Raw genomic sequence first — 13056 nt, forward strand, 5'->3', positions numbered from 1 at the left:
TAGAGCAGCTAAGCCTCAGCATTTTCGTTGATGTATTTTCTTACTGTGCGATGATTTACAAGCCACAGTACTGCAAGAACCAGCAAAGCGGTGCCTATGGTGTAAAAAGAGATAACGGGGCTGATGTGCATATTTTGCCTGGCCAGGTACATTTGTAGAAGCAGTTGGAGTAAGGCAATCAGCAATACGCTGACCACAACAATGATTACGTTCCCGGGAACAAACTGCTTCATTAAAAACCGCTGAAGTTGGGATGGCGATGTGCCAAGGGTTATCAATAAACGGATCTCGTTTTTTGTTGACGCAATGGTGAGCTGTATAAAAAGGGAGAAAACCAGCAGGGCAAACAACAACATGACCGCGCCGGTGATCCACGAGGCACTAACGATGGTGTTTACGATCTGGCGGTATTTACTAAACCGGGTCTTGTCGGCGTCGGTCACCATTCCATTATCTTTTAAGTAACGAACAAGCGCAGGATTTCCAGGATCGCTGGTTTGAATAACTACCCGGGAGGTTTTGGTACTTTGCTGCGTTCCAAACTGGCGGTTTGCCCATTCAAGAAAGTTCTGGGGCACGAGGACCGAAGATATGCGATCACTAAATCCGACCACCCTGCCAGTAAAAGGAACTGTTTGACCATGAAACTGCACATTGATGACAACGGGTATTGTCATGACCATTGCCTGGGTAAGTTGGATGAGGTTTTGCGACGGGGCAAATCCAAAGTTGTAGAGGTCGAGAAATTGGTTGGGAATAATCAATGGAATGTTTGTAGAACCCGGTTGCCAGTGCCAATCACTTGACTTTACATCAATAAATGCATCGGGAACACTCTCAAAAAATAGATCAGTATAAAAAGGGAAGCGATCACTGGGGCTTTGCGCGGATATTTTAAAACGGCTGGAGGTCAATTCGCCAACTGCATCAACAAAAGGCTGTTTCCTGAGGTTGTTGATTTCGGCCGATGAAAGGCTATTGTCCGGGTTGTTGCCGTTTATTCTTTTATTGACGACCAGAAAATTAGCTATGCTGTCCTGGTTGGTTTTGCCATAAAGGAGCTCATTGTAGTTTACCTGTATTTGAACAGCAGATAAAATTAGCAATAGGGCTATAAACAAACCAAGGCCTGCCATCAGCGACCTGCTTTTCCCAACGCCTGACCGGATGATTTTCTTAAGTATCGTGTTGAACATATGCTTCGGGACGTGCAAGGATTAAAGGTCGTAATGTCGGGTGTAATCAAAGTTGTCATCGTCCTCAAGGTCTGTAACGAGAAAGCCAGCATTTCGCTTTTTGCATTCTTCTGCAATCAGGGCGGCTGCTTTACGGGTATTGTCTTTGTCGAGATGGCTGAAGGGTTCATCCATGATCAACCACTCAAAGGGTTGCATCAATGCTCTTACAATAGCTATTCTTTGCTGCTCGCCATAGCTGCAGATACCGGCAGGCTGATTAAGGATGCCCTGTATTCCAAGCCGCTCTGCCATGTCATCAATTACCTCCGGTGGGTAGATGGCAGTTTGCATTACGCGTTTTAAGTCGATATTTTCGCGGGCGGTAAGGTTCTCGAAAAGCCTAAGGTCCTGGAAAATGATACTTACCTGTTTTTGCCGGATTGTCGCAATGTCGCCTGCAGGGATGGTCCGAAGGTCACGATCACCATAATATACCATTCCCTCGTAGTCGTGTCGCATTTTAAACAACACATGAACGAGTGTGGTTTTACCTGTACCACTAGGCGCTTTTACCTTCACCCATTCCTTGTGCCTTAAATCTACCTCACTGTTCCAAATGCCCGAAGATCTTAGGATAAACCTGTCTTTGAGTGGACGTGGAACCAGATTTCGAAGCTTTATGTCCATTGATGAATATGCTTAAGTAATCTCACCCGATCTGATGCTCATGAACTTAGGGTGCCGGTCAGCGCACCTGGTACAACGATGTTATATGTTAACAATGCTAGCCCCCTTACATGGTTTCTACTGACTGGACGGGAACAACCAATTGGTTACGATATAAAAAAAGCTGCACCTGGGCGCAGCTTTTATGTTTTGGAGAGCAGTTTATTGCACCGTCGTATCTGTGGAAACTGCAGTACTGTCTACGCCCATACCCGACATCATTTCCTTATTACGAGCTTGCTGTTGTTTGATGGATTGTCCTGCAACGGCCATAAAGTTCACAAGTGAGGTAAGGCTGTTTTCTTTTTCATTTTTTGTCCTCAATTCAAAATGCCCTTGCGTAAACTTACCCGTGTATTGATCGCTATAAAGCGTCAGGTCTTTAAAAGTTTGCTTTGCACTTACCAGTACACTGTCAAATTTGGTGTCAGCAGGAATACCAGCCATAATCTTTTCAAAATCGACATAACCGCCGACTGACTTGCCTTTTAAGTCGTTTACCACCGATTTGTTAAGTGCCGCAGTGCCGTTTTGAGCACGGTATTGTGCTATAACGGTGCTGTCGGTACCGGCAAGAATATATTTTTCGTCAATGGAAACATACATTCCCATTTTGCGCATTGCGGGATTTAACAGGTATTGGTTACCATTTTTTACAAGCAACTGTTGAGCAACGAGTTTGTCCATCACCCTATTCAGTTGCGTTTTGTCGCCTACTGTAGCGTTAAACAGTAACTTCATCGGTAACATAGCCGGTTGGCCTTTGTTAGGTCCATAGTCTGAAGCAATAAAGGCAAGGTCACCTTTAAATACTTTTATCAGTTCTTTCAGTGTGTAATTGGTGCCCATGAATTTCGTCAGGAAACCATCAACCATTCCACCCACTTCAAGGTAGTTTACCAGCCCGGTAAAAAACTCAGGGTTAAATGCAGCCACCATAAAGCCGTTGATTGCATTGGACGGATATTTTTCCACCAAACCGAGGTCTAACGAGGGGCCTGAATATTTCGAAAGCAGGTCACCCAATGGTTTACTGGAATAACTTTTACTGTTCACGACAACCTTACCTTCTTCGAAATTGAGGGTTGCAGCGGTAATCGAGTTTTCAAAGAGCTCCTTAACCTTTGGTAAGGGTATGGGCATGTTTTCTACAGATGAAGCAGAATTAACCCACATGCTGGCATCGGACCTGTCTTGCATAAGGTCGCGGAACTCAGAGAGCGATGTTACCGAAGTTTCCTCTTTGCGGTTAATGTATGCAGCCATTTCAGCCTTAAGGTCGTTGGTTGAATTTACATCCTGCGGTTTATTAAGGTTGTACGATTGTGTTGCACTGTCGAATTGCATTCCACCGCTATACGACTTTTGATACGACATTGCAATTACGAGGTCTTTAGCCCATGCAACCATGTTATCGCCATCAAGTACGTAGGAGTAGTCCTTTTCCTTTTGAACCGAAGCAGTTGGCTTCTTTCTTTTTACATACGCTTCAAGTTTTGCAGCGTCATCAAGTGTGCCCATCATGGTAAAAACGCCGCTTCCTTTTCCCATGGCCATACCGCCACCTTTTTGGTCAAAAGAAATATAGATGTCTTCGTCCAGGTCAATACCCGAGTTTTTCAACTCCTCCCATTCTTTTCTTCCTTTATCAAAGGCACTATCATTATCACTCGTCAGCGTCTTAAACAGGTTTTCGATGGTTACCTGGCTCTTAATCAATTTATTTTGCAGCGACTTCGAGTTCAAGCTTGCCACAAAAACTGCCGTCTTTGGAATATGGGTTGTTTGCTTGGGTACTTTTTTCTTACAGGAAGTGCTCAGGGCGGTAATCAACATCAACAGCACACTTAAGCGCAGTACAATTTTCATTCTGGTTTAGGTTTTATATATACGAAGATAATTTTTGTTAAAAGCAAATACATATAAATTCTCAAGTGGTTAATCCCGCTTTACAAACGGTTAAGCAAAGCGTAATTCAATGCGAAATGGTCTGATTGCCAGGCGATTTTCAACATGTTGATTATTGAAGCCGCTAGCTCATCAGCCGCGGGGGCTTCTAATATTAATTGTTTTAAAATGGCAAACGGTGTGATCGTATGCGCCGACCTGCTTCAATCAAGATTACTCCATCTTTTGGATCATAATGGACTCATTGTGCTCTTATATGCTGTGGCTGGTCTTTTTTTGACACTGTCTGCACCTGACATGATGTTTATGAGTAGCATAATGTTGTTCGCTTAACCGCACGTTTGCACAAAGGGTGAAAGTAAGCATCTCACCTCTGGTACCTACAAACGCTTTTTTTTCGGGTAGTTTGATCCGGGTTAAAGTAAGAAGTCCTTATCCTTTGACTGTTGTATAATTCCTTGTTCAACCTAAATGCATATCAGTAGTCGCTCGTCATTAAAAATAACCGTTCAGCATTAATTAGTGATTCTTTGCAGCAGTTGCAGGATTTAGCTTGCCTTAGCTGATACTCCTTATTATGCCCATGCCGGGCCTGGATTCATTTCTTACCCAAGAGAAAAGTTGCCGGTGAAAGCACTGCTTTTACCCAGGCAAACCTGTACATGTTTCACTCTTCATACATTTTAAATTCAAACGTAGGTTATGCAAAAACTGCTATGCATTCTCTTCTGTTTGTCCATGGCTATGGGTAAGCTATGGGCACAAAACAGAACGGTAACCGGCAAGGTAACAGATGAAAAAGGCGCACCCATTTCCGGAGCCTCGGTAATAGTAAAAGGATCCGGCACCGGCACCACTTCCAACGAGGATGGTTCGTTTCGCATTAATGTGCCGGTTGATGCCAGAACGCTCATTTTTTCGGCTTTGAATGTGCCCGCTAAAGAAGTTGGAATTGGTACATCGTCTACCGTAAACGTAATTCTTTCAACAGAAGCACGCCGGCTCGACGAAGTAGTGGTGACCGCACTTGGGATCACCCGCGACAGGAGATCGCTTGGCTATGCCACCCAAAGCCTGAAGTCGGAAGACATCATCGACAAAGGAGAGATCAATATTGTAAATGCCTTACAAGGTAAGATTGCAGGTGTTGACATCACCGGGGCTGGTGGGGCAGCAGGTGCATCAGCAAACATTAATATCCGGGGAATTACCTCATTTGGTTCCTTTAACAGCTCAAGTAATCAACCATTATTTGTTGTTGATGGAATACCCATAAGTAATGACGTTGACCGTACCGGCAATTCATTGTTTGACCAGCAGCCTTCTAATCGCGCGCTCGACCTTAACATGAATGACGTAGAGACCGTTAACGTATTAAAGGGTCCTGCAGCTTCGGTATTGTATGGTTCACGTGCATCTGCAGGTGCAATCATTATTACAACTAAAAAGGGAGCTGGCGCAAAAGGTAAGGTGAATGTGACCCTTGCCTCATCTTACACCAACCAGCAGGTCTCCGGTTTGCCTGAGTTCCAAAATGATTATGGTTCAGGTGTCACAGGTTTGTATAATCCGCTTAGTGGTAATTCCTGGGGACCGCGGTTTGGATCCACCCCCTCACTTGCAAATGGACTTATTATCAACGGCGTTCCAGTAACAAATTACCGGGCTTACCCGAATAACATCCGCAATTTTTACGAAACGGGCAGCATTCTCGAAAACAACCTCAATGTAACTTCCGGCGACGCAAAACAAAATGTTGGCCTTTCGATAGGCAATACCAACCAGATCGGCTTTCTACCAAACACCAAACTCAACCGAACCAACGTAGGCGTTAAGTTTAACACGATGCTGGGGGAAAGATTTTCGCTTGGTAGTTCGATTAATTATATCAGCACAAACCAAACCGGCATATTACAGGGCAATAGTCTTGAAGGTGGGCTGATATCTATCTATGGTACCCCACGCAGTATGGACCTTGATTTCTATAAGCAGAATTATAAAAATCCGGACGGATCATTTAACTGGCCTGTTGCAGGCAGGGAAAACCCGTATTTCAACGCGTACGAAAATCCCCTCACCAGCAGGCTGTCCAGAACAACCGGGAATGTAAAAGTCGGATACGACTTTGCAGACTGGCTTAACGTTAGCTATCGCCTGGGAATTGACGCGTATACCGACAGAAGAAAGCGCATTGTAGCAATTGGTTCCCTTGCTGCAAGTGGGAAGGGCAGGGTTATGGAAGACAATTTCTTTAGAAGTGAACTTAATGGCGACCTGATCATTTCAGCAAAAAAAGACAAGCTGTTTGTAGAAGGGCTTAATGCGAATTTCCTCGTGGGTCAAAACATCAATAACAGGGTATACCAAAATGTCACTGTTGATGGCACCGAACTGGTAATACCCGGCTATTATAACGTAAGTAACGCAGGGGTGCGTAGCGCATCCGGTGAAAGAAACGAAACCCGGCGCATATTGGGCTATTATGCGCAGGCATCTTTTGCTTATAACAACATCCTGTTTCTTGAACTTACCGGAAGAGCAGACCAGTCATCAACACTTCCTAAGAATAAAAACCTTTATTTCTATCCTTCCATTGCCGGAAGTTTTGTATTTACGGACGCTCTTCACCTGAAAAGTGATTTTCTGTCCTATGGTAAGGTTAGGGCGAATATAGCCCGTGTTGGGCGTGATGCCGATGTGTACCTGCTGCAAAGCACTTACCTCGACGCTACATACGGTAATACCAGCGCGGCGTTGTTCAACTTTCCTTATTCTTCTACCCTTGGTTTTACAGCAAGTTCGCAAATTGGCAATGCAAACCTTCAACCCGAGTTTACGACATCCTACGAGGTTGGAGTTAATCTCGGCTTGTTGAAAAATAGGCTGACCATAGATGCTACCTATTTCTACTCCAGCAGCACAAACCAGATCATCGCTGTTGGCATATCACCTTCTTCAGGCTTCCTAACCGAAGTAAGTAATACCGGCGAAATCGTCAACAAGGGCGTTGAGCTTCTCCTGAATGGAACCATCATTTCCAACAGGAACTTTAGATGGGATGCCAGTTTAAATTTTACAAGAATACGCAACAAAGTTGTTTCTATTGGTAATGGGGTAATCAGTACAGCGGTTAATGGCTTTCGATTTGGAAACGCAGTGCCTTCGATTGTTGAAGGCGAGCCGTATGGCGTAATTATAGGGTTACAGTACCAGCGTAGTCCGGATGGGCAACTGCTGATCAATCCTGCCTCCGGCTTACCGCTGGGTACTAATGCAGGAAAAATTATAGCCGATCCAAACCGCGACTGGAACGCCGGCCTGACCAATACTCTAAAGTATAAAAATCTCTCGCTTTCATTGTTATTAGACTACAAACAAGGTGGTGATATCGTTTCCTGGGGTGCTATTGCTTTCAGGAGTAATGGCTCACTTAAAGAAACAGGAGTCGACCGGGATCAGCCAAGAATATTCCCGGGCGTAATCCAAACAGCAGATGGTAAATATGTACCCAACAACATCCAGATACCTGCGCAAACTTATTGGCAGGGCCTTGGCCAGACCAGTGGTGCGGGAGAGTTTGGTGTTTTTGATGCAACTACTTTCCGGCTCAGGGAAGTCTCCCTAGGTGTTGAACTTCCAGGGGGTACAAGGTCGCGCAAGATTTTCAGTACAGCCCGCTTCACCGTTTTCGGACGTAACCTGTTTTACTACGCACCGAATGCACCTTTCGATCCTGAAATGAATACCCAGGGTGCAGGCAACAGCAGGGGTCTTGAACTTCAAAGCGCATTCAACGCACGTAGCCTTGGAGCAAGCCTGCGTTTAACCTTTTAAACACAATCAATTAAGATGAAAAAACTATTATACCTGGTTCTTTTGCTGACCTCTTTTAGTTCATGCAAAAAATACCTCGACGTAAACACCGATCCCAACGAGTCCACCGATGCGCCGCCCAAGGTCTTGTTGCCTACTACCTCGGTCGGTATAGCCTGGGTGAATGCCAACAACCTTGGGAGGGCTGCATCCATCCTTGTTCAGCACAATGCGGGTGTTCTTGGCGACCCCGACGACTACGATGTTTACCGCCTTGAAGGAACCTTTGAAAACCAATGGAACAATGAATTATACCCGGTGATTAAAAACCTGAGGATCATTATTTCAAAAACAGGGGAAACAAGTCCCGCTTACGCTGGTATTGCAAAGCTTCAGATGGCCTATGCATTTTCTATTGCAACGGATCTTTGGGGCGATGTTCCGTATTCAGAGGCGGGTGTTGGTATGACAATCACCAAACCCCGTTTTGATAAGCAGGAAGACATCTACCTGGGCAACTCCACACTCGGCATACAGGGCTTGTTCGACCTCGTCCGCGAGGGCCTGGCAGACCTCGACAAAGCGAGCGCCACAAAACCCACTACAGATGATATCATCTATGGTGGCGATGTAACAAAGTGGAAAAAGGCAGGCAATACCCTCCTGCTGAAACTTGCAATCCAGGTCTCCAATGTAAAACCTGATGTTACCAAATCGGTGATTTCTTCGGTATTGACCAGCAACAATTACATCACGAACAATGCAGAGGATTTCGAGGTGAAGTTTTTTGCAGCACTCTACAATCAAAACCCAATCTATGCCTTTGACTATGGAAACCGAACCACTGAACAAATGATGAGTTCAAGATTTCTCAATTTCATGAGAAATCTAAACGATACCGTTCGACTGGCAAAGTTTTACACCAAACCCAACGGCATCTTCCAGGGGTATAATAATGGAGATAATGTTGTTGCACCATTACAGGCCGACCGTTCACGTTACAATACCTATGTTGTCGGCACATCAGGTGAGGCACCAATACGATTGCTAACCAATTTTCAACGCGCATTTATTCTCGCAGAATCTGCCCTGTTGTTCGGAACGGCCGGTGATCCCAACGCACTCTACCAGGAAGGTATTCGCGCTTCTATGACCAAAACGGGAATGACAACGGCTGAAATCAATACCTACTTCGCCGATAATCCCACAATCGTTAACCTCACAGGCACTACAGAAGATAAACGTAAACAAATCATCACTCAAAAGTATGTGGCATGGGTAGGTAATGGCATCGAAGCCTACAACGATTATCGCCGTACAGGTTACCCGCAATTGGTACCCTCACTGAATGCTGTTGGCGACGATCCGAATGTTATTCCCAAAAGACTTCCGTACAGCACTACCGAAAGTCAACGCAATCCGAATCAACCCAATCCCCGTCCGCGTACCAACGAAAAAGTGTGGTGGGGTCTTTAACTAACTTGAATACTCTTCGTATGAAATCAAGATATTTCTCCTTACTCATCCTACTTTTCCTGGCACTAAACGGGTGTAAAAAAGACGGGTTTGGTCCACTTACCGATAGCAGACCCGAGGTGCCCGTAACGGTGGCCAACGCCTATGACTATCGTCCCGCGCCAACCGTAAGAGCGTCAAAGGCAGAAAACAAAATTGTCATCACACTACAGGTTCCCGCGAGTTCGGGCAGAACCATCAAGGAGGTCACAAAAATAGCGTCCTCAACAACCGCAAATTTTACAGCAATCTATTCGGGAACAACTGTAGGAACCGGTACCGGTAACTTATGGTCGGCAACACCCATACCGGTAAATGCGCAAACCTATACGTTCACCACAACCTTCGACGAATGGAAAACCAAAACTGGAACTACAGCTGTTCCCGCTTCCGACATGTTACTATCGCGCGACTTCTACTTTCAGCTGACACTTGATAATGACCAGGTGGTTATCCCGACAAACATCAGGGTGTGGGTAGTTGACTAATCCAGCATATTGCTTCAACAAGGGCATCCGGTCTCCGGATGCCCTTTTCTTTTTTGGGCCAGGCTGAATAACATTCTTCAGCAGCCGTTGCGTCGCACTCTTGTACTGAAGACCCTTTTGCAACGGAGGTGCGGCATAATTAGAGTGACGAAGTGCAGCCAGTCGAGTGGGTTGATCACGAAGGTTGCAGTAGCATAAAAATATTCCCATAATCTATTTGCAGCAAAAATGCAATACCGATTGTCAAGTTTATGGGGAATAGAATATATTGCATTCACAATTCAACTTCAACACACATGAGAAAACTTCTAATGCTAATGCTATGCATTGTAGCGGCATCGGGCTATGTAATGGCCCAAAGCCGGACAATTACAGGGAGGGTTTTGGACGACAAAGGAAACCCCGTAGCCAGTGCTTCGGTCTCTGTAAAGAATTCAACGAACGGAACGGTAACAACCCCGGAAGGAACGTTCTCCTTATCGGTACCGGCTTCTGCCAGAGCTATCGTCATTTCTTCGGTCGGGCTCGACCAACGGGAAGTACCCCTCACAACCAGTTCAACTTATTCAGTAACCTTATCAGCTGCAGCAAGAGACCTTGCTGAGATTATCGTTACGGGGTACACGCGTGAACGACGATCGCAATTTGTTGGAGCAGCAACTGTCATTAGTGGTAAAGCTGTAGAAACAGTTCCGGTTGGCTCTTTCGACCAGGCACTTCAGGGACGTGCGCCAGGCTTACTTGTTAACTCCGGGTCTGGTCAACCTGGCGCGAGTGCATCCATCACCATACGTGGAGTGCAATCAATCACAGGTGCTGGTAGTCAGCCATTATATGTTCTTGACGGTGTACCACTACCTTCTGGTGCCTTTCAATCTTTGAATTCGAACGATTTTGAATCAATGACTGTTTTGAAGGACGCTAGTGCTGCTGCATTATATGGCTCTCGCGCAGGTCAGGGAGTTATAGTGATTACAAGTAAGAAAGGTCGAGCGGGCGGCACAAATCTTCAGTACCGGACTCAAATTGGTTTTACTCAAAGGCCTCAGGCAACCAATTTCGACATGATGAACACGGCTGAAATTCTTTCTTATGAGGAGCGGGAAAAAGTAACAGGAACTCCGGGTTGGAACTACTCGAAACTAAATCCTGCATATGCAAATCTTCCGGCAACTTCCCCTGCAAACGCTCCTTTTGCTCCTTCTCAGGCACGATATAATTCCATTCTTGATAGTATTCGCGGGATTAATACAGACGTGCTGGGTTTGTTTTTTAGACAAGGGATATCTCAGCAGCACGAATTAAATGTAAGCGGTGGAACCGACAAAACAAGGTTTTATCTCTCAGGAAGTTACTTTGATCAGGAAGGTACAGACATTCGTTCTCAACTTAAGCGTTATGCTACAAGGTTCAATATTGAACATAGTGCTAACAATTTCACTCTTCAGTTTAATAATACGGTGGGTTTCTCAATAATGGACCAATCCGAAGGAGAGTGGTACGGCAACAGTACACGGAACACATTCCAAATGTCGTGGAGAGCAAAACCGTACGAAAATCCGTACAAACCGGATGGTACCTTAAACTATGGATCGAGTACAAATCTGAATTTAAGGAACATTGCAAATGCAATGGAAGGAATTCAGAATTCTACTTGGAGGCAAAATCAAATAAAGTTGAATAGTGGATTAACCGTGATTTACCGGCTGCTTCCCACCATTACTTTAAAGAATACGTTTGGTATCGATGTCAATGATGACAGATACCAGCGTTGGGTACGCCCCGACTCATATATAGGAAGCCTGCAAACTTTCCAAAAAGGCGCGAACTTCGAGGCTTATCGTATAGCGAGTCAGATGATTAACACTTCCAGTGTTGTTTATGCTGAACGTTTTGATAAGCACGAAGTAGAAGTAGGCGGATATTTTGAAGCTATCCGGGCGTATCAAAAGGCATTAGGGTTCACACTTTATAATCTTGATCCAAGACTACCAGAAACAGGTCAGGGGGCCGGACCCATTGCAATTAGCACCGGACAAGCAAACTACACGCAAACAGCATCAAGTGCAAGATCTGGTTACGGAATACGCTCCTTTTTCGGAATGGGTAGGTACTCTTACAACAACAAGTACTCAATCAATGGTGCTATCCGTCGTGATGAGACCTCAAGGATCCTGGATCCGAAAAATAAAGGAGTAACAACCTGGTCACTCGGTGGTATCTGGAATGCAATCCAGGAAGATTTTATCAAGTCTCAGAACTGGCTTTCTGATTTAAAAGTCCGGGCTTCATATGGTTCTGTAGCAAACATCGGTAGTATTCCCGTTGGCAACTATGGTGGTCTTCAAAGCAGCAGCTTAACAAGCGTTACCAACTACATCAGTGCTCAGGTACCTGCTTTTGGGGCATCGTCATACGCAGGTTCTACGATTTCAGGTCTGGTTCCCACAACACCAGGAAATCCCAATATGACAATTGAGTATATATTGAAACAAAACCTGGGAGTAGATGTAGCTGTTTTTAAAAACCGGGCTCGTTTAAGTGTAGATGTATACAAAAATCTTACTAAGGATATGTTTGTTACCCAATCACTCCCGGGTGCGAGCGGGTTTGTGTCAGCATTCATCAATGCGGGCAGCATGAGTAACAAAGGTGTCGAACTCGCTGCGTCCGTTGATATTATTCGTACCTCAGCAGTAGACCTTACTTTTTCTGCGAATCACGCTTTTAACAAGAACAATATCGAAGATCTGGGACTTGTTGATGAGTATGAGTCTGGCACTTTTCTGCTTAAAGAAGGATTACCATACGGGACCCACTACACATACCGGTACCTGGGCGCTGATCCTGCAACAGGACGTCCAATTTACGAGACATTAGACGGTAAGACAACAAACGATCTTGGCAAGGCGGGAAGATTTTCGAATTTTGGAACCTACCTTCCTAAACATGTCGGTGGTTTTAATCTTGATTTCCGGCTTGGTGATTTCTCAGTTGCTGCTCTTTTTTCCTACCAATTTGGCGTTATCAGGAGCAACAATATAGAAAGTTGGGTGACTCGAGGTATTCCAGGATATGCTGGAGCGGTTAACCAGTCAAGGAGATTACTTACGGATCAGTGGCAGAAACCTGGAGATGAAAAATTCTTCCAGGCCTCGCTATACGATCGTGATTTTACTTCCGCTGACTTACAAGATGCTAAATTCCTTCGGTTTAGAAACTTAAACGTGTCGTATCGTATCCCGGCAATAAAAGCTCGTGGACTAAGCCTTGTAAAGTCCGCCAGGATGTATGTTCAAATGCAAAATTTATGGATATGGAGCCCTTGGAAAGGCCCCGATCCTGAAGACAACAATAACATAAGCTTAAACGAATATCCAAATCCGAGGATGATTGTCACAGGTATTGATATCAACTTTTAGTTTTAA

Annotated in this window: 7 protein-coding genes; 4 read left to right on the forward strand and 3 right to left on the reverse strand. The window is 44.9% G+C overall.

Annotated features, from left to right (window positions below; genetic code table 11):
* Window positions 1–8 precede the first annotated feature (8 nt).
* The 3 genes from EXU57_RS16450 to EXU57_RS16460 all read right to left on the reverse strand — a co-directional run bounded on the left by EXU57_RS16450 (window position 9) and on the right by EXU57_RS16460 (window position 3773).
* Window positions 9–1196 (reverse strand): FtsX-like permease family protein, encoded by a 1188-nt coding sequence (locus tag EXU57_RS16450; RefSeq protein ID WP_133269321.1) that lies wholly within the window; start codon window positions 1194–1196, stop codon window positions 9–11.
* A 21-nt stretch (window positions 1197–1217) separates the two neighbouring features.
* Window positions 1218–1865 (reverse strand): ATP-binding cassette domain-containing protein, encoded by a 648-nt coding sequence (locus EXU57_RS16455; RefSeq protein ID WP_133269322.1) that lies wholly within the window; start codon window positions 1863–1865, stop codon window positions 1218–1220.
* Window positions 1866–2066: 201 nt separating this feature from the next.
* On the reverse strand, window positions 2067–3773 hold the full coding sequence (locus tag EXU57_RS16460) for a DUF4836 family protein (protein ID WP_133269323.1): 1707 nt from the start codon (window positions 3771–3773) through the stop codon (window positions 2067–2069).
* A gap of 741 nt (window positions 3774–4514) precedes the next feature.
* Here EXU57_RS16460 and EXU57_RS16465 point away from each other — a divergent pair.
* The 4 genes from EXU57_RS16465 to EXU57_RS16480 all read left to right on the forward strand — a co-directional run bounded on the left by EXU57_RS16465 (window position 4515) and on the right by EXU57_RS16480 (window position 13050).
* Window positions 4515–7646 (forward strand): SusC/RagA family TonB-linked outer membrane protein, encoded by a 3132-nt coding sequence (locus EXU57_RS16465; RefSeq protein WP_133269324.1) that lies wholly within the window; start codon window positions 4515–4517, stop codon window positions 7644–7646.
* 15 nt (window positions 7647–7661) lie between these two features.
* A complete protein-coding gene (locus EXU57_RS16470; RefSeq protein WP_133269325.1) occupies window positions 7662–9101 on the forward strand; it encodes a SusD/RagB family nutrient-binding outer membrane lipoprotein in 1440 nt (479 codons plus the stop codon).
* 20 nt (window positions 9102–9121) lie between these two features.
* Window positions 9122–9628 (forward strand): hypothetical protein, encoded by a 507-nt coding sequence (locus EXU57_RS16475; RefSeq protein ID WP_133269326.1) that lies wholly within the window; start codon window positions 9122–9124, stop codon window positions 9626–9628.
* A gap of 296 nt (window positions 9629–9924) precedes the next feature.
* The gene (locus EXU57_RS16480) at window positions 9925–13050 is read left to right on the forward strand and encodes a SusC/RagA family TonB-linked outer membrane protein (RefSeq protein ID WP_165958177.1); all 3126 of its coding nucleotides are present in this window, start codon (window positions 9925–9927) and stop codon (window positions 13048–13050) included.
* The last annotated feature ends 6 nt before the right edge of the window (window positions 13051–13056 follow it).

Source organism: Segetibacter sp. 3557_3, from assembly GCF_004354985.1.
In the GTDB taxonomy this organism is placed as follows: Bacteria; Bacteroidota; Bacteroidia; order Chitinophagales; family Chitinophagaceae; genus Segetibacter.

Excerpts from the sequence above, each read along its gene's own strand:
- EXU57_RS16465 (WP_133269324.1), top strand. The coding sequence starts at position 4,515 with ATGCAAAAACTGCTATGCATTCTCTTCTGTTTGTCCATGGCTATGGGT.
- EXU57_RS16470 (WP_133269325.1), top strand. The coding sequence starts at position 7,662 with ATGAAAAAACTATTATACCTGGTTCTTTTGCTGACCTCTTTTAGTTCA.
- EXU57_RS16450 (WP_133269321.1), bottom strand. The coding sequence starts at position 1,196 with ATGTTCAACACGATACTTAAGAAAATCATCCGGTCAGGCGTTGGGAAA.
- EXU57_RS16475 (WP_133269326.1), top strand. The coding sequence starts at position 9,122 with ATGAAATCAAGATATTTCTCCTTACTCATCCTACTTTTCCTGGCACTA.
- EXU57_RS16480 (WP_165958177.1), top strand. The coding sequence starts at position 9,925 with ATGAGAAAACTTCTAATGCTAATGCTATGCATTGTAGCGGCATCGGGC.
- EXU57_RS16455 (WP_133269322.1), bottom strand. The coding sequence starts at position 1,865 with ATGGACATAAAGCTTCGAAATCTGGTTCCACGTCCACTCAAAGACAGG.
- EXU57_RS16460 (WP_133269323.1), bottom strand. The coding sequence starts at position 3,773 with ATGAAAATTGTACTGCGCTTAAGTGTGCTGTTGATGTTGATTACCGCC.